At 63.1% G+C, this 22,499-nt stretch carries 20 protein-coding genes; 11 read left to right on the forward strand and 9 right to left on the reverse strand.

What is annotated here, in order from left to right:
- Window position 1: 1 nt before the first annotated feature.
- Genes dapE through rnr form a run of 3 tightly spaced genes read left to right on the forward strand, consistent with a single transcriptional unit; the run spans window position 2 to window position 3,854 of the window.
- A complete protein-coding gene (gene dapE, locus JHX87_RS14200) occupies window positions 2-1,138 on the forward strand; it encodes a succinyl-diaminopimelate desuccinylase (protein ID WP_271885576.1) in 1,137 nt (378 codons plus the stop codon).
- The gene (locus JHX87_RS14205) at window positions 1,135-1,551 is read left to right on the forward strand and encodes a GNAT family N-acetyltransferase (RefSeq protein WP_271885575.1); all 417 of its coding nucleotides are present in this window, start codon (window positions 1,135-1,137) and stop codon (window positions 1,549-1,551) included. Before dapE ends, JHX87_RS14205 begins: the two co-directional genes overlap by 4 nt.
- Before the next feature lie 44 nt (window positions 1,552-1,595).
- Window positions 1,596-3,854 carry a ribonuclease R gene (rnr, locus tag JHX87_RS14210; RefSeq protein WP_271885574.1) on the forward strand — a complete coding sequence of 753 codons (2,259 nt, stop codon included), beginning with the start codon at window positions 1,596-1,598 and terminating at the stop codon, window positions 3,852-3,854.
- 70 nt (window positions 3,855-3,924) lie between these two features.
- On the opposite strand, the gene JHX87_RS14215 is transcribed toward rnr, so the two are convergent.
- The 4 genes from JHX87_RS14215 to JHX87_RS14230 all read right to left on the reverse strand — a co-directional run bounded on the left by JHX87_RS14215 (window position 3,925) and on the right by JHX87_RS14230 (window position 11,409).
- Window positions 3,925-5,238, reverse strand: a complete 1,314-nt coding sequence (locus JHX87_RS14215; protein WP_271885573.1) for a short-chain fatty acid transporter — start codon at window positions 5,236-5,238, stop codon at window positions 3,925-3,927.
- 142 nt (window positions 5,239-5,380) lie between these two features.
- Window positions 5,381-6,688, reverse strand: a complete 1,308-nt coding sequence (locus tag JHX87_RS14220) for an HlyD family type I secretion periplasmic adaptor subunit (protein WP_271885653.1) — start codon at window positions 6,686-6,688, stop codon at window positions 5,381-5,383.
- A gap of 248 nt (window positions 6,689-6,936) precedes the next feature.
- Window positions 6,937-8,688 (reverse strand): type I secretion system permease/ATPase, encoded by a 1,752-nt coding sequence (locus JHX87_RS14225; protein ID WP_271885572.1) that lies wholly within the window; start codon window positions 8,686-8,688, stop codon window positions 6,937-6,939.
- 441 nt (window positions 8,689-9,129) lie between these two features.
- The gene (locus tag JHX87_RS14230) at window positions 9,130-11,409 is read right to left on the reverse strand and encodes a transglycosylase domain-containing protein (protein ID WP_271885571.1); all 2,280 of its coding nucleotides are present in this window, start codon (window positions 11,407-11,409) and stop codon (window positions 9,130-9,132) included.
- Between the two features lie 348 nt (window positions 11,410-11,757).
- On the opposite strand from JHX87_RS14230, the gene JHX87_RS14235 reads away from it, so the two are divergent.
- Complete coding sequence (locus JHX87_RS14235) at window positions 11,758-13,074, forward strand: ammonium transporter (RefSeq protein ID WP_271885570.1); 1,317 nt, start codon at window positions 11,758-11,760, stop codon at window positions 13,072-13,074.
- 69 nt (window positions 13,075-13,143) lie between these two features.
- Here the strand turns inward: JHX87_RS14235 and JHX87_RS14240 are convergent, their stop codons facing one another.
- Window positions 13,144-14,145, reverse strand: coding sequence for a polyprenyl synthetase family protein (locus JHX87_RS14240; RefSeq protein ID WP_271885569.1), 1,002 nt, complete (start codon window positions 14,143-14,145; stop codon window positions 13,144-13,146).
- A gap of 75 nt (window positions 14,146-14,220) precedes the next feature.
- Here JHX87_RS14240 and JHX87_RS14245 point away from each other — a divergent pair, with 75 nt between their 5' ends.
- The 3 genes from JHX87_RS14245 to JHX87_RS14255 are packed head-to-tail and all read left to right on the forward strand — an operon-like array spanning window position 14,221 to window position 15,406.
- On the forward strand, window positions 14,221-14,430 hold the full coding sequence (locus JHX87_RS14245) for a putative signal transducing protein (RefSeq protein ID WP_271885568.1): 210 nt from the start codon (window positions 14,221-14,223) through the stop codon (window positions 14,428-14,430).
- A complete protein-coding gene (locus JHX87_RS14250; protein WP_271885567.1) occupies window positions 14,423-15,181 on the forward strand; it encodes a tRNA1(Val) (adenine(37)-N6)-methyltransferase in 759 nt (252 codons plus the stop codon). Before JHX87_RS14245 ends, JHX87_RS14250 begins: the two co-directional genes overlap by 8 nt.
- A 60-nt stretch (window positions 15,182-15,241) precedes the next feature.
- Window positions 15,242-15,406: a YdcH family protein gene (locus tag JHX87_RS14255; protein ID WP_271885566.1), complete on the forward strand. Its 165-nt coding sequence runs from the start codon at window positions 15,242-15,244 to the stop codon at window positions 15,404-15,406.
- Between the two features lie 78 nt (window positions 15,407-15,484).
- Here the strand turns inward: JHX87_RS14255 and phbB are convergent, their stop codons facing one another.
- From phbB to JHX87_RS14270, 3 genes are all read right to left on the reverse strand, one after another.
- Window positions 15,485-16,210: an acetoacetyl-CoA reductase gene (gene phbB, locus JHX87_RS14260; protein ID WP_271885565.1), complete on the reverse strand. Its 726-nt coding sequence runs from the start codon at window positions 16,208-16,210 to the stop codon at window positions 15,485-15,487.
- Window positions 16,211-16,298: 88 nt separating this feature from the next.
- Window positions 16,299-17,471: an acetyl-CoA C-acetyltransferase gene (locus JHX87_RS14265; protein ID WP_271885564.1), complete on the reverse strand. Its 1,173-nt coding sequence runs from the start codon at window positions 17,469-17,471 to the stop codon at window positions 16,299-16,301.
- A gap of 121 nt (window positions 17,472-17,592) precedes the next feature.
- Window positions 17,593-18,411 (reverse strand): EAL domain-containing protein, encoded by an 819-nt coding sequence (locus JHX87_RS14270; RefSeq protein ID WP_271885563.1) that lies wholly within the window; start codon window positions 18,409-18,411, stop codon window positions 17,593-17,595.
- 105 nt (window positions 18,412-18,516) lie between these two features.
- Between JHX87_RS14270 and JHX87_RS14275 the strand changes: the two genes are divergently transcribed.
- Window positions 18,517-19,095, forward strand: coding sequence for a DNA-3-methyladenine glycosylase I (locus tag JHX87_RS14275; RefSeq protein WP_271885562.1), 579 nt, complete (start codon window positions 18,517-18,519; stop codon window positions 19,093-19,095).
- Here the strand turns inward: JHX87_RS14275 and JHX87_RS14280 are convergent.
- Window positions 19,070-19,618, reverse strand: coding sequence for a TlpA family protein disulfide reductase (locus JHX87_RS14280; protein ID WP_271885561.1), 549 nt, complete (start codon window positions 19,616-19,618; stop codon window positions 19,070-19,072). The genes JHX87_RS14275 and JHX87_RS14280 overlap by 26 nt on opposite strands.
- A gap of 22 nt (window positions 19,619-19,640) precedes the next feature.
- On the opposite strand from JHX87_RS14280, the gene argH reads away from it, so the two are divergent.
- Genes argH through lysA form a run of 3 tightly spaced genes read left to right on the forward strand, consistent with a single transcriptional unit; the run spans window position 19,641 to window position 22,482 of the window.
- On the forward strand, window positions 19,641-21,047 hold the full coding sequence (gene argH / locus JHX87_RS14285) for an argininosuccinate lyase (protein WP_271885560.1): 1,407 nt from the start codon (window positions 19,641-19,643) through the stop codon (window positions 21,045-21,047).
- The gene (locus tag JHX87_RS14290; protein ID WP_271885559.1) at window positions 21,044-21,217 is read left to right on the forward strand and encodes a hypothetical protein; all 174 of its coding nucleotides are present in this window, start codon (window positions 21,044-21,046) and stop codon (window positions 21,215-21,217) included. Before argH ends, JHX87_RS14290 begins: the two co-directional genes overlap by 4 nt.
- Window positions 21,217-22,482 (forward strand): diaminopimelate decarboxylase, encoded by a 1,266-nt coding sequence (gene lysA / locus JHX87_RS14295; protein ID WP_271885558.1) that lies wholly within the window; start codon window positions 21,217-21,219, stop codon window positions 22,480-22,482. Before JHX87_RS14290 ends, lysA begins: the two co-directional genes overlap by 1 nt.
- The last annotated feature ends 17 nt before the right edge of the window (window positions 22,483-22,499 follow it).

Genomic DNA, 22,499 nt, shown 5'->3' on the forward strand with positions numbered 1-22,499 from the left:
CATGACTGACGCAGCCGATCTGACGGCGAAACTGATCCGTTGCCCCTCTGTCACCCCGGTCGAAGGGGGGGCGCTGGTGCTTCTGGGCGATCTGCTGACGCAGGCGGGGTTCGAGGTGCATCGCGTCGACCGAAACGGCACGCCGAACATGTTTGCCCGATGGGGCGCCAAGGGCGTGCGCAGTTTCGGCTTCAACGGTCACACAGATGTGGTGCCGCCGGGTGATCTGGCCTCATGGACCTATCCGCCCTTTTCCGGCCATGTCGGGGATGGTTTGATCTGGGGGCGCGGGGCCACGGATATGAAATCCGGCGTGGCGGCCTTTGTTGCGGCGGCGATAGATTTTGTCACCGGGACACCGCCTGACGGTGCCGTCATCCTGACCATTACCGGCGATGAAGAGGGGCCGGGGCGCGATGGAACCCGCGCCCTGCTGGATTGGATGGATCAACAGGGCGAGCGGATGGATGTCTGCATCGTGGGCGAGCCCTCGAACCCCGATATCATGGGTGAGATGATGAAGATCGGGCGGCGCGGCTCGGTCACGTTCAGGATCGCGGCCAAGGGGGTGCAGGGCCATGCCGCCTATCCGCATCGCGCCAAAAATCCGCTGCATGCGCTGACCCGCTATCTGGACGATCTGATCGCCACGCCGCTGGATCAGGGCACCGATCATTTCGACCCGACCGGCTTGCAGATCACCTCGATCGATTGTGGCAACCCGGCCTCGAACGTGATCCCCGAGGCCGCGTCGGCGGTGGTCAATATCCGCTTCAACGATCTGCATACGGGCGAATCGCTGACCCGTGACCTGACAGCGCGCGCGCAGAAGATAAGCGATGAAACCGGCGTTGCCCTGACCCTCCAGGCAGATATCAGCGGCGAGGCGTTTCTGACCCAACCCGGTCCCTTCGTCGATCTGGTCCGCGATATCGTGACCCGCGAAACGGGGCGGCAGCCTGTACTGTCGACCTCGGGCGGGACCTCGGATGCGCGTTTCGTCAAGGATCACTGCCCTGTGGTGGAATTCGGTCTGGTCGGACATTTCATGCACCAGGTCGATGAACGCGTGCCTGCAGCGCAGGTCCAGCAGTTGAAAGACATCTATCAGCGCATTCTGGAAAGATATTTCGAATGAGGATCGAACTGACCGGGGATATCGCCACCTGCCGCGATCTGCGCCGTGCCGTCTTTATCGACGAACAGGGCATTGCCGAGGCGGATGAGTGGGACGATCTGGACGATCAGGCGATCCACCTGCTGGCCTGGCGGGATGGGCGGGCGGTGGGCACGGCACGGATCCTGCTGAAGGGTCAGGTCGGCAAGCTGGGACGGATCTGCGTGCTGCCGCAGGCGCGGGGCACCGGACTGGGCGCGCAGATGGTGCGGGCCAGCATGGATATCCTGCGCACGCGACCGGGGATCATGCAGGTCAGGCTGTCGGCGCAGGAAAGCGCCATCGGGTTCTATGAAAAGCTGGGATTCGCGGTGGTCAGCGGCGCCTATGACGACGCGGGTATCCCGCATTATGACATGATCCGCGAACTCTGACGCGGCCCGCTGCGTTATCCCATCCCGTCTGTTAGGTTGCCCATATGACTCAGATTCCCAGCAAGCAGCAGATATTGGATTGGGTGGCCGACCATCCCGACGCCAATTCCAAGCGCGACATCGCCAAGGCCTTTGGCATCAAGGGCGCACAGCGCATCGAATTGAAACGCCTTCTGAAAGAGCTTGAGGCCGAGGGCACGCTGGAGCGTCGCCGCCGTCACTATCTGGATGCGGAAAAGCTGCCGCCTGTGACGGTTGTGGAATTGCTGGCCCCGGACGGATCGGGCGATCTTTTCGTGCGGCCGCTGGAATGGCGGGGCGAGGGGCCGGTGCCCCGGATCCTGTACATGCCCCGGCAGAACGACCCGGCCCTGGGGCGCGGCGAACGCTTTCTGGCCCGGCTGATCGAGGTGCAGGGAGAGGATTACCAGTATCAGGCGCGTCTGATGCGGCGCATTACCGCCTCGGCCAACCGCATCACCGGGATCTTTCGCAAAGATGCCGAAGGCGGGCGTATCCTGCCCATCGACAAGGGGCAGGACAAGGAATGGCGCGTGCGCGCCGATGCCACTCTGGGCGCGGAAAATGGCGAATTGGTGCAGGCGGAACAGGCGGGGCCGAAAAACCGGCTGGGCCTGCCGCTGGCACGGATCATCGAACGGCTGGGCGATCCTTCGGCGCCGCGCGCGGTCAGCCTGATCGCGATTCATCAGCACGGCATCCCCGACGAATTCCCCGATGCCGTGATCGAAGAGGCCGAGGCGCAGAAGCCCGCCGGCATGAAGGGTCGCGACGATCTGCGCGACCTGCCGCTGGTCACGATCGACCCGGCCGATGCCCGCGACCATGACGATGCCGTGGCCGCCGTGATCGAGGAAGACGGCGGCGCCACCATCTGGGTCGCCATTGCCGATGTGGCCTATTACGTGCGCCCCGGATCGGCGCTGGATCGCGAGGCCTGGACGCGCGGCAATTCCAGCTATTTCCCCGACCGCGTCGTGCCCATGCTGCCCGAGGCGCTGTCCGCCGATCTGTGTTCGCTGCATGAACAGGTTGACCGGGCGGTGATTGCGGTGCGGATGCGGCTGGATGCGCAGGGCAACAAGATCAGCCACAACTTTCATCGCGGCATGATGAACAGCCGCGCCAGCCTGTCCTATGAACAGGCGCAGGCGGCCGCCGATGGCAATCCCGACGATCAGACCGCGCCGCTGATGGGCAGCGTGATCAAGCCGCTTTGGCATGCCTATGAACTGCTGAAATCCGCCCGCGATCGCCGTCAGCCGCTGGATCTGGACCTGCCCGAACGCCGGATCGAACTGACCCCGGACGGGCGGGTGAAATCGGTGAATTTCCGCGAACGCTTTGACGCGCACAAACTGATCGAGGAATTCATGGTGCTGGCCAATGTCGCCGCCGCCGAAGAACTGATCCGCCGACAGCGCCCCTTGCTGTTCCGCGTCCATGAAGAGCCCAGTCAGGACAAGCTGGAGGCGCTGCGCGAGGTTGCCCAGGCCTCGGGCTTTACGCTGGCCAAGGGGCAGGTGCTGCAAACCGGCCATCTGAACCGCCTGCTGGCCCAGGCCGAGGGCAGCGATTTCGACGAGCTGATCAATATCTCGACCCTGCGATCCATGACGCAGGCCTATTATCACCCCGAAAACTATGGGCATTTTGGGCTGGCCTTGAAAAGCTACGCGCATTTCACCTCTCCCATCCGGCGCTATTCGGACCTGATCGTGCATCGCGCGCTGATCTCGGCCCATGGCTGGAAGGGCGGGCAGGGCGGCAAGCCGGACGGCTTGAGCGACGGCGATATGGACCGGATATCCGAAACCGCGACGCATATTTCCGAGACCGAGCGCCGCTCGATGGCGGCAGAACGGGACACCACCGACCGCTATCTGGCGGCCTATCTGTCGGATCGCGTCGGCACGGAAATGACCGGGCGCATCAACGGGTTGCAGCGTTTCGGCGCCTTTGTCCGGCTGGATGAAACCGGGGCCGACGGGCTTCTGCCGATCCGCGAGATCGGGCAGGAATATTTCCATTTCGATCCCGATGCGCAGATGCTGATCGGCAGCGATACCGGGCTGGAAATCGGCATTGGCCAGCGCGTGACCGTCCGCCTGTCCGAGGCAATTCCGATGACGGGTGGCCTGACGCTGGAATTGCTGGAACTGGAGGGCAAGCCCCTTCCGCGCGGCCCGCAAAAGCGCAAGGGCAAGGGGCCGAAGCGCATGTCCACGAAATCGCGCCTGGCCGAGGTTAAACGCGCCGCCAAGCGGCGGCGTAAACGCTGACGGCTTCCCCGATATCGGGGCAATGAAAATGGCGGGGCATATCGGCCCCGCCATCCGCTTCGATGATCGCTTACAGCAGCAGCAACAGCCCACCGATCACGATGCCGGTGACCAGCAATTGCACGACGCAAAAGCCCATGATGTCACGCGCTTTTAGCCCGGCAATCCCCAGCATCGGCAGCGCCCAGAAGGGCTGCAGCAGGTTGGTCCAGGCATCGCCCCAGGCGACACCCATCGCCACGCGCGCATAATCCGCGCCCAGGGCCTCGGCCGCGGGCAGCATGACCGGCGCCTGCACCGCCCATTGCCCGCCGCCCGAAGGCACGAAGACATTGACGATGCCCGCGCTGATGAAGCTCCAGAAGGGCAGCGTCTGCGCCGATGAGATCGAGACGAACCATTCCGACAGCGAGGCCGCCAGCCCGCTTTGGATCATGATCGCCATGATGCCTGCATAGAAGGGGAACTGGATCACGATGCCCGCGCCACCGCGCACGGCCTCATCCAGCGCCGCCAGCAGGCTGCGCGCGGTGCCGTGACACAGGATGCCGACAAAGAGGAACAGGAAGTTCACCACATTCAGGTTCAGCCCGCCGCCGCCGATGAAATAAAGCGCCAGCCAGATCAGGCCGGGAATGCCGATCAGCCACATCAGAACGCGGCTGTTTTCCAGCCGCTCGGCCGGGGTGGGGTGCTGGCTCATTGGCGCGGGCCTGCCCTGATCGGCCAGTTTCGCCGGATCGATCAGGACCTGCTCATCCTCCAGCGGGATCATCAGCCGGTTGACCAGCGGCACCGCGATCAGCACGGCCAGCACGATCACCAGATTCCAGGGCGCGAAGATGGTGTCCGATGTCGGGATTACGCCGATCTGCGCCTGCGAAAAATGGTCCGGCGTCGCGATGGTCAGCGGGACCGAGCCTGACAATCCGCCATGCCAGATCACAAAGCCCGAATAGGCCGAGGCGACCAGCAGCCGGTAGTCGACCTTGACCTGACGGGCGACCTCCTTGGCGAAGATCGCGCCCACCACAAGGCCAAAGCCCCAGTTCAACCAGCTTGCCGCCAGCGATACCAGCGACACGAGGATGATGGCGGATCCGCGGCTGCTGGCCAGTCCGGCGATGCTTTGCAGGATTTTCCGCACCGGCGGAGAACTGGCCAGAATGAAGCCCGTGACCAGCACCAGCAGCATCTGCATGGAAAAGGACAGCAGCGCCCAGAAGCCATCGCCCCACATCTGGATCAGCGCGATCGGGGACGTGCCTTGCGTGGCGATGGCGGCAATGGCGGCAACCAGCGTCAGAACGATCACGAAGATGAACGGATCTGGCAGCCATCGCTCCATCAATTTGGTCGCGGGGCGGGAAAGTACTCGTAACACTGCATCCTCCTCAGTCAGTATTTTTCTGAAGGCTGAGGCGGAAGTAGGGAAAGTGCAACCCGGGATCAGTAATATAGCGCCGGGGTTATCCCGGTCCTGTGCCGGGTATCGCGGGGCCGCCGCAGTGGCGGCCCCGACAGGGTCAATTGTCGCGGAAGGCGCGGTTGAAGTAATCGGCCATCGGCTTGACAAGATAGGCCATCGGGCTGCGCTCGCCCGTCTGGATATAGACCTCGACCGGCATGCCGGGGATCAGGGCCAGCCCGTCCAGCTTCTCAAGCTCTTCCGGTGCGATTGTGACCTCGGCGCGGTAATAGGGCATCTGCGTGGCCTCATCCATCAGCGCATCGGCCGAGACGCGCAGCAGCGTGCCGTCGATCTCGGGCGTCGTGCGTGAGGAGAAGGCCGAAAAGCGCAGCACGACTTCCTGACCTGGATGGATCTCATCGACATGAATCGTCTGCACACGCGCGCCGATCACCAGCGGCCGGTCCTGCGGGATCAGGTAAAGCAGCGGATCTGCCGGGCGCACGACCGAGCGGGGCGTGGTGACCTGCATGTTATAGACGATCCCGGCCACCGGGGCGCGGATGTCCAGACGGTTGATCTGTTCGATCAGGCCGCGCCGCCGTTCCGCCAGTTCCAATTCGCGATAGCCCAGCTCTCGCAATTCGGTCTCGGCCTCTTCGCGGCGCTCTGATCCAAGGCGAAGGCGCTGGATTTCCAGTTCGGTCTGACGCGTCTCGGCCGAGGCGCGGCTGGCGTTCAATTCGCCAAGCTGACCGTCCAGACGAACGGCTTCCCGCTGCAGGGCCAGAACGCGCGACGCCTGCGCAAGACCGCGTTCGAACAGCGATTCCTGATCTTCAAGCTCTTCACCGATCAATTCGCGCTGCCGCGCGAGGGCCGCGATCTGCGCGTCGATGCCCTCGACCTGCTTTTCGACCTGTTCGGACTGTTTCTCAAGCTGCTCTATGGATTTATGCAGCGTATCGCCGCGCTTTTCGAACAGGTTCCGCTGACCGGTGATCAGATCGGCGACCTGCTGACGGGTCTTCGCGACCTCGACCACCTCTTCGGGGAAGGTCAGGGTTTCGATATCGTTCCGCTCGGCCTCAAGACGGCCGCGACGGGCGAGGATTTCGAAATATTGCCCTTCGACGATGGCCAGTTCGGTTTGCAGCAGGGTGCCATCCAACTGGATCAGCAATTGCCCCGCTTCGACCTCGGCGCCATCCTTGACCTCGATCTTCTCGACCACGCCGCCATCGGGATGCTGGACGACCTGCCGTTGCTGTTCGACCTCGACCTGGCCGCTGGCGACGACGGCGCCGGCGATCTGGCTGGTCATGGCCCACAGGAAGAAGCCGCCGAACAGCACGAATACCGCGACGAAGCCGACGATCAACGCGGTCCGGCTGGACCAGCGATTCGGATCGGGCGGCGTGATCGGGGGCGGCGGTGGAGGAGGAGAGGCCGCTTGCGTGGGTTGGGTCGGGCTGATCTTGCCCAGCGGTGTGCCCGCGCCCGCGGCCTTCTTCTCGGCTGTTGAGGCGGCGGGGGCCGCTTCGCCCTGTGCGGGCAGGGGCGGGCCGATGCGGCTGGAGAAAAGCCCCGTTTGCGGACGAGAGGGCTGCTTGGGGGCTGGCGCGTCGCCATTGGCCTTGGCCGGGCTGTCGCCCTTGCGGTCTTCGTCGCTCACGACACGCCTCCTGCTTTGCCGGCTTCCTGCGCCTTCATGATCTGTTGCGAGTTCTGAACCATTTCCTGCAAGACCTTGTCACGTGGCCCGAAGGCGCGCCGCATTCCCTGCTCCATGACCAGCAACACCTCGCATTCATTGATGGCCGCGGGGCGGTGGGCCATGATGATGACGACGCCGCCCTGCGCCTTGACGCGGCGAATTGCGGCATTCAGCGCCTCTGAACCCTGATTGTCGAGATTCGAGTTCGGTTCATCCAGCACCAGCAGCACCGGATCGGGATAAAGCGCGCGGGCCAGGCCGATTCGCTGGATCTGGCCGCCGGACAGGCGACCGATGCTTTGGCTGATCCGGGTGTCATAGCCATTGGGCAGGTCCAGGATCATCTGATGCGCGGCCGCCGCCTGCGCGGCACGAACGACGCGTTCGGGGTCGGGTTCGGGCGACAGCCGGGCGATGTTTTCGGCGATGGTGCCGTCGAAAAGCGTCACCTGCTGCGGCAGATAGCCGATCAGATTGCCCAGCACATCCGGATCATATTGATCCAGCGTCGCGCCGCCCAGCCGGATCGTTCCGGCACCCACTGGCCATGCACCGATCAGCGCCCGCGCCAGCGTGGATTTACCCGCGCCCGAGGGGCCGATGACGCCAAGCGCCTGCCCGGGGCCGACGCCAAAGGTCACATTGCGAACCGTCGCATTGTTCTGACCCGGAGGCGCCACGCTGAGCTGGCGAACCTCCAGTTGCGCCTCGGGGCGGGGCAGGGGTGTCAGTTGCGCCTGTTGCGGCTGTTTGGACAGCAGGTTGGCCAAACGGGCCCAGGCGTCCTGTGCCCCCTGGATCATCGGCCAGCCGCCAACGATCTGTTCAATCGGCGCCAGCGCACGGCCCATCATGATGGAGCTGGCAATCATCGCGCCGGGCGTTATTTCCTGTTGCAGCACCAGCCAGGCACCGGCGGCCAGCAGCGCGCTTTGCAGGAACAGGCGGAAGCTTTTGGAAAACACCGTGAAGCCCGAGGCGACATCGGCGCCCTTCACGGCCTGCTCTTGCGCCTCGGCCCGGGCCTTGCGCCAGCGGGTATAGGTGGCGCCGCGCATGCCCAGGGCGCTGATCACCTCGCCCTCGTCGCGATACAGATCGGCCATGCGCTGCGCCTGCGCCGAATAGGCGTTCGACTGCTGCAGCGGTGCCTTGCTCAGCATCCGGTTGGCGAAGGTCGAGACCACAAGGATGCCGCCGCCAATGGTGGCCACGACCCCCAGGAAGGGGTGGAAGATATAGACGGCCGCAAGGAACAGCGGTGCCCAGGGCAGGTCGAAGATCGCCAGGATCACCGGCGATCCGATCAGCCGCTGGACGGCGTCCAGATCGCGCAGACCGCTGGCCGTTGCGGCCGATTCGTCGCCGCTGACCGCGCCTTCGCGCAGGGCGGCGGTGAAGACACGGCCTTCCAGACGGTCCTGAAACCGGGCGGCAACGCGCTGCATCACCCGGGTCCGGATCAGATCGACAACCCCCATCAGCAGGAACAGGAAAACGACCAGCACGAACAGCGCGGTCAGCGTTTCCACCGAACGAGAGCCAAGCACCCGGTCATAGACCTGCAGCATGAACAGCGGGCCGGTCAGCATCAGCAGGTTGACGATGGCCGAGAAGACAGCGATCGACAGAAACAGGCGACTGCCGATCGATCGCGCCTGTCGTAATTCCTTGAGGCCCTGGTGATTGGCCGGTGGCTTACTCATTGGTTAAGCGTCCTTGTTGTTCCTTGGCCGGACATCTGTCGCATTGAAATCTGGGTGACAGCGTTCCCGTATGCATCTTCTCAGTCCACGTCCCGTCCGGTCTTATAGCGTCGTATATAGAAAAATTCAGTAAAGCCTAAGCCGACTAGCTCACATCTTCGAAGCAAATCGCCAATATAGAGAATGAGACAGGCGATCAAACATTTGTTGTCGGGTCTATGCAGGAAGACAGGTACAGGCAAGGATGCGCCAAGCGCGGATGCGCCGGGCGACTGATTTTCACGGTTTTTTGTGGATTTTGAGGCCGGATCGCAGATGCGCGGAACCCAAGCGGGCCTGGCCGTCGCGGCAGGAAACGGGCTTTTGCAACCAGAGCGCCTGGTGCCGGGGCGGATGATCGCCTGTGACGATCACCCGCTTGTCGTCGTCGCGCCGGGCGGATCAGTTTCCACCCAGGATTCCGTTCAGCGCGCGTGTCAGCGCATCGTCCGAATTGGCCTCGGTGCTGCTGCCCGGGGTGCGCGGTGCGGTGGGCGCGTCCCCATTCGCGGGCGGCTGGCCGCCCTGACCCGAGCTGTTGATGACCCCTGCCAGCGCCGCCGCCAGCGGATCATCCGCCGAACCAGAGGTCACGACCTTGGGGCCGCCATTATCGCCCGACAGGATGATACCGCTGCCATCGGGGGACACCGTCGAAAGCGGCAGTTCCGGCAGACCTTCATGGATATCGGTCATCACCGCCTGCCAGATCTCGGCCGGCAGACCGCCGCCGGTCACGCCTTTCAGCGGCGTATTGTCGTCATAGCCCATCCAGACGCCGGTGACATATTGTTCGGAAAAGCCCACGAACCAGGCGTCGCGATAGCTGCTGGTGGTTCCGGTCTTGCCTGCGACCGGGCGGCTGCCCATCTTGGCGCGCCCGCCAGTGCCGCTGTCGATCACCTGCTGCATCATATAGATCAGCTGACCCGCCGCGCGCTGGCTGATCACCCGCGCGCCCAGACCGCCGGCCTGTCCCATCAGCGGCTGATCGTCGCCCTTGATGCGCAGCTCGATCAGGCCATAGGGCGCGACCGAGGTGCCGCCATTGCGGATCCCGGCATAAGAGCCGGTCAGTTCCAGCAGCGTCGCCTCGGACGCGCCAAGGCCAAGTGACGGGCTGGTGGTCAGATTGCTGACGATGCCGAAATCATGCGCGACGCGGCGCACGGCCTCGCGGCCAACCGCCTCTTGCAGGCGAATCGTCGCCGTGTTCAGCGATTTCTTGAGCGCCGTGGTCAGGCTGACGCTGCCATAGAAACGGCGGGTATAGTTCTTGGGCGACCAGCTGCGCCCGCCCGGAATGCGGATGGTCAGCGGCCCGTCCTCGATCATCGTCGAGGGGGAATAGCCCGCCTCAAGCGCGGCCGCGTAAACGAAGGGTTTGAAGCTGGATCCGGTCTGGCGCTTGGCCTGAATGGCGCGGTTGAAGACGCCGTTCACCGTGGTGTCGCGCCCGCCGATCATGGCGCGGACCGCGCCATCGGCCGACATGACGACGACGGCAGCCTCGGCCTTGCTGCCCGGCGCGACCTTTTCGTCAAAGACCCGCTTCAACGCGCGTTCTGCGGCGCGCTGAATGCGCTGGTCGAAGGTGGTGCGGATGGTGACATCCTCGGTGGTTTCGCTGGTCAGGAAGCCGGGACCGGTTTCCATGACCCAATCCGCAAAATACCCCCCGGCCCGCGCTGCGGCGGCCTGTGACAGCACGGCGGGATGGGCGCGGGCCTGCGCGACCTCTTCATCGGTCAGGTAATCCTGTTCGCCCATCAGACCCAGAATCACATTCGCACGGTCCTGCGACCGCTGCAGATTGGCGGTTGGTGCGTAATAGCTGGGCGCCTTCAGCAGCCCTGCCAGCATCGCGGCCTCGGAGGCATTCACATCCGAAGCCGGCTTGTTGAAGTAACGCTGGCTTGCAGCCTCGAACCCGCGCGCACCGGCGCCCAGATAGGAGCGGTTCATATAGATGTTGAGGATGTCATCCTTGGAATATTTGGCCTCCAGCGCGAAAGAGTAAGGCACTTCCTTGATCTTGCGCCACAGCGAGCCGACGCGGCAATCCTGTTCGAATTCCGCCTCGTTCTTCCAGCGGATCGGGTCGAAAGTTTCGCCCAGACAAAGCAGTTTCGCGACCTGCTGGGTGATGGTCGAACCACCGTTCCCCTCAAGCGCGCCGCGGCCTTCGGCCAGGTTGATCTTGATGGCGCTGGCGATGCCGCGCGGGCTGATGCCCATATGGCCATAAAAGCGACGGTCCTCGGTCGAGATCACGGCCTCTTTCAGAACCGGCGCGATCCTGTCGCTGGAGACTGTTCCGAACGTCTCGCCCCGCCAGGCAAAGACGTCGCCGCGATTGTCCAGCATCGTGACCGAACCGCGTGCGCGGGCGTCGAACAGATCCTCGGGTTCGGGCAGGCTGGCATAGTAATAGGCCGTCGCGCCGCCCACGATCAGCAGCACCACCATGGCCAGCCGCCAGAACGAGCCCCAGATGATCCGCCAGATCAGGTTGACCGTCCCCACGATCGACCGCACAACGACGTTTCCGCGCGGCTTCTGCTTGTGCCGACGAACCGTCGAGGATTTCGTCTCTTTCGTCTTCTGCGTCGGTGCCAGATTGCGTTTTTCGGCAACGGGGCTGCGGCCCGTGCGCTTCGGAGTGCCGGTCGGTCGTTTCATAGCTTTAGGGTGCCTGCGTTCTGCCCAGACCGGTTAATCCGGCCAAATTGCGCTTTACCTTACACGAAGAATCACCCTGATGGAATTGGGCTGACCAATCCGTGAATTTCTGCAGCAAAATGTGACCGATTGCCGCGACTGCGCGCTCTGCGGGCATGTCCGGCGCTGGCGGCGCAGCTTTTGCCCGCAATCGCGGCGATCTGTCCAATAAGCGGCTATTTTTTGGGCAATCGGTTTTTCTGCACCTGCAAAGGCGGCCCCTCACTTGTGCCACGGGCGCCCAAGTCCCGATCAAAGGCGTGACGGCAGCCGGACCGGCGGCTGCATCAAGAAAGCTGAGGTAATCCCATGAAGACGTCATTCCTGTCTTTGGCGACGATACTGGCCCTGACGGCACTGCCCGCCGCCGCGCAAGAGGCAACCGAGCCCGTCACGCCAGAGGTCGCCTATATCTTCAACACGCTGCTGTTCCTGATCGGCGGCTTTCTGGTCATGTGGATGGCTGCGGGCTTTGCCATGCTGGAGGCCGGGCTGGTCAGGTCCAAGAATGTCACCACCCAGCTGTTCAAGAATATCGCGGCCTTTTCCATTGCCGGGCTGATGTATTGGATCGTCGGCTATAACCTGATGTATCCGGGCGATGGCTGGACCGTTCCCGGCGTGATCGGCCAGCTTTTCGTGCCGAAAACGGTCGATGGCGTCGCCTCGGCCGTTGTCGGGGATGGCTATTCGTCCGGGTCGGACTTTTTCTTCCAGCTGATGTTCTGCGCCACCACGGCCTCGATCGTGTCGGGAACGCTGGCCGAGCGGGTGAAGCTTTGGGCCTTTGTCATCTTCACCGTGGTGCTGACGGGTCTGATCTATCCCATCGAGGCAAGCTGGCAATGGGGTGGCGGCTGGCTGTCGGAAATGGGTTTTGGCGATTTCGCCGGATCGACGCTGGTTCATGCGACCGGGGGTTTTGCAGCGCTGGCCGGGGCGCTGGTTCTGGGTGCGCGGCACGGGAAATACCGTGCCGATGGCCGGATGCAGCCGATGCCCGGATCCAATCTGGCGCTGGCGACCCTGGGCACCTTTATCCTGTGGCTGGGCTGGTTCGGCTTCAACGGCGCCTCGCAACTGGCCATTGGTACGGTCAATGACGCGGCCGATGTCAGCCGGATCTTCGTGAATACGAATATGGCCGCCTCGGCCGGGGCTGTCGCCGCGATGGTCACGACGCAGCTTTATTTCGGCAAGGTTGACCTGACCATGGTGCTGAACGGTGCGCTGGCCGGGCTGGTCTCGATCACGGCAGAGCCTTTGACCCCGTCCATCTTCGCGGCGGTTCTGATCGGCGGTGTCGGCGGCGTGATTGCGGTGTTGGTGGTGCCGCTGCTGGACCGGCTGAAAATCGACGATGTGGTGGGCGCGATCCCGGTGCATCTGGTCGCCGGTGTCTGGGGCACGCTGGTCGTTCCGGCCACCAATCCCGATAAAAGCTATCTGACGCAGATCATCGGGATCGCAGCCATCGGCGCCTTCGTCTTTCTGACCAGCCTGATCCTGTGGATGGTGCTGAAGGCGACCATGGGGATCCGCGTCGATGCCGAATCCGAGATCACCGGGCTGGATATTTCGGAAATGGGGATGGAGGCCTATCCCGACTTCATTCAGGCAAAATAGCCGGATCCGGACGATCTTTTCAGGGCGGGGCGGGCTGCAACAGCGGTCCGCCCCGTATCATGGCTGCGATCAGGCGACGCGGCTGACCACGAAATCGGCCAGTTCCGACAGCATGTCGCGGATCGGATGCGGGGGCAGCTTGGTCAGCGCCTGCCGGGCCTTGGCCGCCCAGTTCAGCGCATTCATCCGCGCCGCTTCCAGCGCGCCATGCCGCGCCAGCAGGTGCAGCGCATGCTCCAGATCGCCATCGCGCTGATCGCCCTGTTCAATGGTGCGCTGCCAGAAGGCACGCTCTTCCGCGTCGGCCAAAGCGACGGCCTTGATGACCGGCAGGGTCAGCTTCCGCTCGCGGAAATCATCGCCGACATTCTTGCCGATCGTGTCCGCTGCGCCGCCATAATCCAGCACATCATCGACGATCTGAAACGCAATGCCCAAAGCGTCCCCATAATCGAACAGCGCCTGCACCATCTCGGCCGGGGCGTCGGCGATGACGCCGCCCACCTCGGTCGCGGCAGAGAACAGGGCAGCGGTCTTGCCGCGCACGACCTGCAGGTAAATCGCCTCATCCGTGCGCAAATCCTGCGCAGCGGTCAGTTGCAGCACCTCGCCCTCGGCAATCGTGGCGCTGGCATTGGACAGGATTTCCAGGGTGCGCAGATTGCCCGGCTCGACCATCAGCTGGAAGCTGCGGGCGAACAGGTAATCGCCGACCAGAACCGAGGATTTGTTGTCCCACAGCAGATTCGCAGTCGGCCGGCCACGACGCTGCCTGCTTTCATCGACCACATCATCATGCAGCAACGTGGCGGTGTGGATGAATTCCACCGTCGCGGCCAGATGGATGTGATAGGGGCCGTCATAGCCAACCATCCGGGCTGAAGCCAGGGTCAGCAGCGGCCGCAGGCGCTTGCCCCCCGCCTCGATCAGATGGGCCGTGACCTCGGGGATGCGCGGCGCGTGGCGCGACAGCATTTTCTGCCGGATCAGCGCATTCACGGCCTCCATGTCCGAAGCCAAGGCCTCTGACAGGCGGTCCAGCGGTTTTTGGACGTCTTCCTTCACACCCATGAGCATATCCCGTTTCTGCGCAATCGCATTGCCATGCCATCGACAATTGCGCAACCGCCGCGTAACGTTTTGCGGATGAAAGAGTTATTTCGCAGCACCGATCCTGTCAGGATTTCCCGCGCCTCCAGCCTGCTGGAAAGTGAAGGGATCGCCTCATTCGAAATGGACCAGCATACCAGCGTGCTGGAAGGATCCATCGGGGTGCTGCCGCGTCGGCTGATGGTGGCCGACCGCGATGAATTCATAGCCCGTGCGATCCTGCGGGATCTGGGACTGGATGAGTGATCTTCGCCTTGACGGCTTTCTGGGCGGGCGGCTGCAGATCGCACAGCCGCGACGCGGCTATCGCGCGGGTGCGGATGCAGTGATGCTGGCGGCGGCCTGCCCGGCGCGACCCGGACAGGCAGTGCTGGAACTGGGCTGCGGGGCAGGGGTGGCGCTGCTGTCGCTGGGCTGGCGGGTTCCCGACCTGCGCCTGACCGGGATCGAGCGGCAACAGGATTATGCCGATCTTGCCCGTAGCAATGCTGCCGCGAATGGCATCCCCTGCAAGATCGTCACCGCTGATCTTGCCGCCCTGCCTGCCGATCTGAGGGGCGAGAGCTTTGATCATGTGATTGCGAATCCGCCCTATTTCCTGGACGGCACCGCCGCCCCCGATCCGGGCCGCGCGCAGGCCCGGCAGGAACAGACGCCCTTGCAGATCTGGATCGACATTGCCCTGCGCCGCCTGCGCCCCGGGGGGGTGCTGACCGTGATCCAGCGCGCCGACAGGCTGGACCGTCTGATCGCCACGCTTCAGGACCGCGCCGGAGATCTTGTGATCCTGCCGATCGCTGCGCGCGCGGGCCGCGAGGCCGGACGGATCATCCTGACCGCGCGCAAGGGCGCCCGTGGCCCGCTGCGGCTTCTGGCCCCGTTCATCATGCATGAAAACCTGATGCATCAGCGGGATGCCGAAGACCTGAGCCCCGCCGCATCCGCCGTCTTGCGCGAAGGTCAACCGATCACAAGTCTGTTTGCAAAAGTCTCGTGACATAAAGGGATTCCTGTGCTGAAATCCACTTGTTCGACACAACTTATACAGGAGGACGCGATGTCGGTTGCTTCCCATGTCGAGGAGCTGCGCAGAAAGCACCAGGTTCTTTCGGATGCCGTTGAAAAGGCACAAAGAAGTCCCGGTGCAAGCACGATGGAAATTACCGAGATGAAACGGGAGAAGCTTCGTCTGAAGGAAGAGATTTCCCGACTGTCCCACTAGCGAGTTGACCTGTCACAGAAATACAAAAAAGGCCCGCGCAGATCGCGCGGGCCGCTTTCGTTTCAGCCGCGGGCCGGATCAGACGAAGAACTGACCGCCATTCGCGCTGATGGTCGACCCGGTGATGAAGCCTGCATCGTCAGACGCCAGGAAAACCACCGCGCGCGCGATTTCTTCGGGCTCGCCCAGGCGACCGACCGGAATCTGCGGAATGATTCGCTCGTTCAGGACTTTTTCGTCAATCGCACGCACCATCTCGGTCCCGATATAGCCGGGGGCGATGGCGTTGACGGTGATGCCTGCACGCGCGCCCTCCTGCGCCAGCGCCTTGGTCAGGCCGATATCGCCCGCCTTCGCGGCGGAATAGTTGGCCTGACCGGCCTGACCCTTCTGGCCATTGATCGAGCTGATATTGATGACCCGGCCGAATTTGCGGTCACGCATGCCGCCCCAGATGGGATGGGTCATGTTGAACACGCCCGTCAGGTTGGTGTCGATCACCTCTTTCCACTGCTGCGGCGTCATCTTGTGGAACATCGCATCGCGCGTGATCCCGGCATTGTTCACCAGCACCGCGACGGGACCCAGTTCTTCCTCGACCTGCTTGATGCCTGCGGCGCAGGCGTCGTAATCTGCGACCGACCACTTATAGGTCTTGATCCCGGTCTCATCCGTGAACGCCTTCGCTGCGTCGTCATTGCCGGCATAATTCGCCGCCACGGTATAGCCCGCATCCTTCAACGCCTTAGAGATCGCAGCGCCGATACCGCGCGAACCGCCTGTGACAATTGCAACTTTGGACATTTAGTCTCCCCCAAAAGAATTGTGATCTTGAAATCTTGCTATCGAAATGAGACCGGCTGCGCAACATCATTGCGCAGCCGATTTGTTTTTACCGCTCAAGGCACAGGGCAACTCCCATGCCGCCGCCGATGCACAGGGTCGCAATGCCCTTCTTGGCGTCGCGGCGGGCCATTTCGAAGATCAGGGTGTTCAGAATGCGCGCGCCGGAGGCGCCGATCGGGTGGCCGATGGCGATGGCGCCGCCGTTCACGTTCACGATGTCGGGGTTCCAGCCCATTTCCTTGTTCACCGCCAGCGCCTGTGCGGCAAAGGCTTCGTTCGCCTCGACAAGGTCCAGATCGTCGACCGACCAGCCCGCCTTTTCCAGCGCCTTGCGGCTGGCATAGACCGGGCCGACGCCCATGATCGCCGGATCCAGACCCGCCGTCGCGTAAGAGGCGATCCGCGCCAGCGGGGTCAGACCCCGGCGGGCGGCCTCATCTTCGGACATGACCATGACCGCCGCCGCGCCATCGTTCAGGCCCGATGCGTTGCCGGCCGTCACCGTGCCATCCTTGGTAAAGGCCGGGCGCAGCTTCTGCATCGCCTCCAGCGTAGCGCCGTGGCGGATATATTCGTCCTTGTCGACGACGATATCGCCCTTGCGGGTCTTGACCGTATAGCCAACGATCTCATCGTCGAACTTGCCGGCATTCTGCGCCGCTTCGGCCTTGTTCTGCGAGGCGACGGCGAATTCATCCTGCTGTTCACGGGTGATCTGCCACTTTTCGGCGACATTCTCTGCGGTCTGGCCCATGTGGTAATTGTTGAACGCGTCCCAGAGACCGTCCTTGATCATCGTGTCGACGGCTTTCATGTCGCCCATTTTCTGGCCCGAGCGCAGATAAGAGGCGTGGGGCGACAGCGACATGCTTTCCTGCCCGCCGGCAATGACCACATCGGCGTCGCCAAGGCTGACCTGCTGGGCGGCCAGCGCCACGGCGCGCAGGCCCGAGCCGCAGACCTGGTTCAGCACCCAGGCCGCCGATTCCTTGGGCAGGCCCGCATTGATATGCGCCTGGCGGCCGGGGTTCTGTCCCTGTGCGGCGGTCAGAACCTGACCCAGAATGGTCTCACTGACTTCGGCAGGATCAACACCGGCGCGGGCGACGACTTCTTTCAGCACGGTCGCGCCAAGGTCGTGGGCAGGGACGTTGGCAAAAGATCCAAGGAAACTGCCGACCGGAGTACGGGCGGCGGATACGATAACGGCTTTGGTCATAACGGGCTCCTTCCCAGCGACACCAAGATGGCGAATCGTCGCTAGGATGCGGGTTCGTGCCGCCGCGTCAAGCAGATCGCTGTTCGCGGGGGCGCCGCTGGGACCAGTTGTCGCGCCGCAGTCAGCGCACCGCCGCCGTCGGAGGAGAGCGCCATGGCGGCGCAATCGTCGGCGCGCCGAAATAATATCCCTGCATGCAGTCGATGCCGTTTTCGATCAGGAAACGCGCGTCATCCGCAGTTTCGACCCATTCCGCCACGGTGAACATGTCGAAATGCTGTGCGATCGACATCAGCGCACGTGTCAGCACCTGATTGTCGCGGTTTTCGGTGATATTGCGGATGAATTGCCCATCGATCTTGATCATGTCGAAGCAGAAATCGCGCAGATAGCGGAATGAGGTATATCCCGCGCCGAAATCGTCCAGCGCCAGGCTGATGCCGAAGCGATGCACCTCACGCATGAAGGTATTGACCTGATCCGGCATATCCATGGCCGAGCTTTCGGTGACTTCCAGGATCAGCCGCTCTCCCACACTTGGGTCGTTGGCGATGCAGCTGCGCAAGGTATCCATCCATTCGGGATAATCGATGGAGCGCGCCGACATGTTGATCGACAGCCGCAGGACCGGGTTTTCCAGCAGCGCATTGATGCCCAGCGTCAGCGACAGGCAGTCGATCTGCCGCCCCAGTTCGGTGGTTTCGGCAATCGGCATGAAATCGCGCAGCGGCACGATGCGGCCGGTATCGTCAATGATCCGGATCAGCCCTTCGTAAAAGGCCGGCCGCCCGGTTCGTTCCGCCTGTACGATAGGCTGGAAGGCCAGGACGCCATTCCCGCGGGTCACTGCCGCCTTCACGGCGGGCAATGTCAGCTGGTCCTGTCGGTTGATCGCATGATCCAGCGGCGAAGTTTTTGCGGGCGGGGTGCCGTTTGTCACGTCGAACCTCGAAGGTCTTGGGAATTGTTCTGCTTTGATTGTTGAAGATGATCCCCTAAAAACGCGTAAATTCGCAGTGTTTTCGGGAAAAGAGGTTAACGGATCATGAGCAGCCATTGCACCTGGTGTGGCACGGACCCGCTTTACGTGGCCTATCACGATGAGGAATGGGGCGTGCCGGAACATGACCCGCGCGCCCTGTGGGAAAAGCTGGTTCTGGACGGCTTTCAGGCGGGGCTGAGCTGGATCACGATCCTGCGCAAACGCGAGGATTTTCGCGAGGAATTCGACCAGTTCGATCCTGAAAAGATCGCCAAATGGGATCAGGCGCGGATCGAAAAGGCGCTGCAGAATCCCGGTATCGTGCGCCATCGCGGCAAGATCGAGGCGACCGTCAAGGGCGCCCGGCTTTTCCTTGAGATCGAGCGTGACGAGGGCTTTGCGCCCTGGCTGTGGTCCTTTGTCGGCGGCGCGCCAATTCAGAACAATTTTAGCGATATGTCACAGGTTCCGGCCTCGACCCCCGAATCGATTGCGATGTCAAAGGCGCTGAAAAAGCGCGGCTTCAACTTCTGCGGACCGGTGATCGTCTATGCCTTCATGCAGGCAACCGGCATGGTCAACGACCATATGACCGGATGCCCGCGTCACGCGGAACTCAGTCGGCCATCAATTGCCGGATAACCTCTTTCGCGGGTTCGCTGGCCCAGTCGGCATCGCCCAGAAGCCGCGCGACCTCTTGTCCTTCGCGATTGATCAGGACCGTCACCGGCAGGCCGATCACCGCCATCTCACGCGCCAACTGCTGCCGCGGATCCAGCAGGACGGGCAGGTTTTCGATGCCGTTTTCCTGAAAGAAACGGTCGATCTTCTCGGGCGGGTTGCGGCCGGTCGCCACAGGGACGACCTGAAAATCATCGCCGCCCAGTTCCGTCTGCAGACGATCCAGCGAAGGCATTTCTTCCCGGCAGGGCGCGCACCAGGTTGCCCAGAAATTCAGCAGCACCACCTGACCCTTGTAATCGGCAAGGGTGTGGGCATTGCCTTCGGGGTCGGTGAATTCGATATCGGGCAGCGGCCGCGCATCCGCGCTTGGCACCAGCTTTTCCAGCCCGGCCTCTTGCGCGGCCTTCCAGTCCACCTCCTGCGCAAAGGCGGCATTTGCACCGAAAACCAGTGCCGTATAAAGCAGAACAGAACGCAGCATATTACCTCCGAAGGACGTATCAATGACCGACCGGCCCCAAACCAAGGACGCCGCCAACAGCATGTGGGGCGGACGCTTTGCCGCCGGACCGGACGCGATCATGGAGGCGATCAACGCCTCGATCGGGTTCGACCGTCGACTTTATGCCCAGGATATTCAAGGCAGCCGGGCCCATGCCGCCATGTTGGCCGCGCAGGGCATCATCAGCGATAGCGATGCGAAGGCGATCGGGGAAGGCCTGCTCACCGTATTGTCAGAGATCGAGGCCGGAGAATTTCCCTTCACCACCGCGCTGGAAGATATTCACATGAATGTCGAAGCGCGGCTGAAAAAGCTGATCGGAGAGCCTGCCGGCCGTCTGCACACGGGCCGGTCGCGCAACGATCAGGTGGCGACCGATTTCCGGCTGTGGGTGCGCGATCAGTGCGATGCGGCGATTTCGGGGCTGCAGGCGCTGATCCGCGCGGCCCTGTCGCAGGCCGAGGCGGGGGCCGATTGGGTGATGCCGGGCTTTACCCATCTGCAAACCGCGCAGCCGGTGACCTGGGGCCATCACATGATGGCCTATGTCGAGATGTTCGGCCGCGATCTGTCGCGCTTTCAGGATGCGCGCAGGCGGATGAACGAATCGCCTTTGGGTGCCGCTGCGCTGGCCGGAACCGGCTATCCCATCGACCGCGAAGCCACCGCGCAGGCGCTTGGTTTCGACCGGCCCATGGCCAACAGCCTTGATGCTGTCAGCGACCGCGATTTCGCGCTGGAATTCCTGTCTTCGGCCAGCATCTGCGCCGTGCATCTGTCGCGGCTGGCGGAAGAGCTGGTGATCTGGTCCTCGGCCCAGTTCCGTTTCGTGTCGATGTCGGACAAATGGTCCACGGGATCCTCGATCATGCCGCAAAAGCGCAATCCGGACGCGGCAGAGTTGATCCGCGCCAAGATCGGCCGCATTCTGGGGGCGAATGTGGCGCTGTTCACGGTGATGAAGGGGCTGCCGCTGGCCTATTCCAAGGACATGCAAGAGGATAAGGAACAGGTGTTCGATGCCGCCGATCACCTCATGCTGGCGCTGGCTGCAATGGCCGGGATGCTGTCGGACCTGACCGCCAATCGCGACAGGTTGGAAGCCGCGGCCTCGACCGGCTTCTCGACCGCGACGGATCTTGCCGACTGGCTGGTACGCGAACTGGGCCTGCCCTTCCGCGATGCGCATCACGTGACCGGATCGCTGGTGGCGATGGCCGAGGAACAGGGCATCGACCTGCCCGATCTGACGCTGGAGCAGATGCAATCCGTCCATGAGGCGATCACCGATGACGTGTTTTCCGTTTTGGGCGTTCACAATTCGGTCGCCTCGCGGCAAAGCTATGGCGGAACCGCACCCGATCAGGTGCGCGCGCAGATCGCCCGCTGGAAGGAGAAACTGGCATGAGAGGCCTGAAAATCGTCGCTGCCACCATCGCGCTGCCCGCGCTGCTGGTCTTGCAGGGCTGCGGTGTGGACGGCCCGCCTGAACGGCCCGCGACCGCGCCGAAGACCGAGGCGCAGTCCAGCGTCTCTGTCTCGGGCTATGGCACCATCGGCGTCACCACGGGGTCGTGATGGATCACTTCAACTATCGCGACGGGGTGCTGTGCGCCGAAGAGGTGCCGCTGTCGCGCATCGCCGCGCAGGTCGGCACGCCCGTCTATGTCTATTCCACCGCCACGCTGACCCGGCATTTCGGCCTGTTTCAGCAGGCGCTGGACTGGACCGAGCATCTGGTCTGTTTCGCGGTCAAGGCCAACAGCAATCTGGCCGTGCTGAAGCTGATGGGCGATCTGGGTGCGGGGATGGATGTGGTCTCCGGCGGTGAATATGCCCGTGCGCGTGCGGCGGGCGTTCCCGGTGAGCGCATCGTCTTTTCCGGCGTCGGCAAGACGCGGGATGAGATGCGCATGACCATCGCGGGCGGCATCCGGCAGTTCAATGTCGAATCCGAGCCTGAATTGCGCGCCCTGTCCGAGGTTGCGGCCTCGATGGGAGCCGAGGTGCCGATTGCGCTCCGGGTAAACCCGGATGTCGATGCCAGGACGCATGAGAAGATCGCCACCGGCAAATCCGAGAACAAGTTCGGCATCCCGATCGCCAGATCGCGCGAGGTCTATGCCGAGGCGGCGCGTCTGCCCGGTCTGAAAGTGGTGGGGGTCGATGTGCATATCGGCAGCCAGCTGACCGATCTGGACCCCTATCGTCAGGCCTATGGAAAGGTGGCGGAACTGACCCGGGCCCTGCGGGCTGACGGGCATGAGATCTCACGTCTGGATCTGGGGGGGGGCTTAGGCATTCCCTATCGCCGCGACAACAGCGCCCCGCCCTTGCCCATCGAATATGGGCAGGTGATCCGTGACACGGTCGGCCATCTGGGCTGCGAGATCGAGATCGAGCCGGGGCGCAATATCGTCGGCAATGCCGGGGTGCTGCTGTCGCAGGTGATCTATGTGAAACAGGGCGAGGGGCGCGATTTCCTGATCGTCGATGCGGCGATGAACGATCTGCTGCGTCCGGCCATGTATGGTGCGCATCACGACATCGTTCCCGTGACCGAGCCTGCGTTTGACCGTGCCTATCGGCCTTTCGACGTGGTTGGCCCGATCTGCGAATCGGGCGATACCTTCCAGAAGGGCACCTCCTTGCCCGAGATGGCGGATGGGGATCTGATCGCCTTCCGTTCGGCCGGGGCTTACGGTGCGGTGATGGCGTCCGAGTATAATTCGCGGCCTCTGGTGCCCGAGGTTCTGGTCAATGGCGATCAATTCGCCGTCATCAGGGCGCGGCCGACATATGAGGATATGTTGTCGCGCGATAGCATACCGGAATGGCTGTAACGCATCCTCAGCGCGAC

Source organism: Paracoccus fistulariae, assembly GCF_028553785.1.
Taxonomy (GTDB): Bacteria; Pseudomonadota; Alphaproteobacteria; order Rhodobacterales; family Rhodobacteraceae; genus Paracoccus; species Paracoccus fistulariae.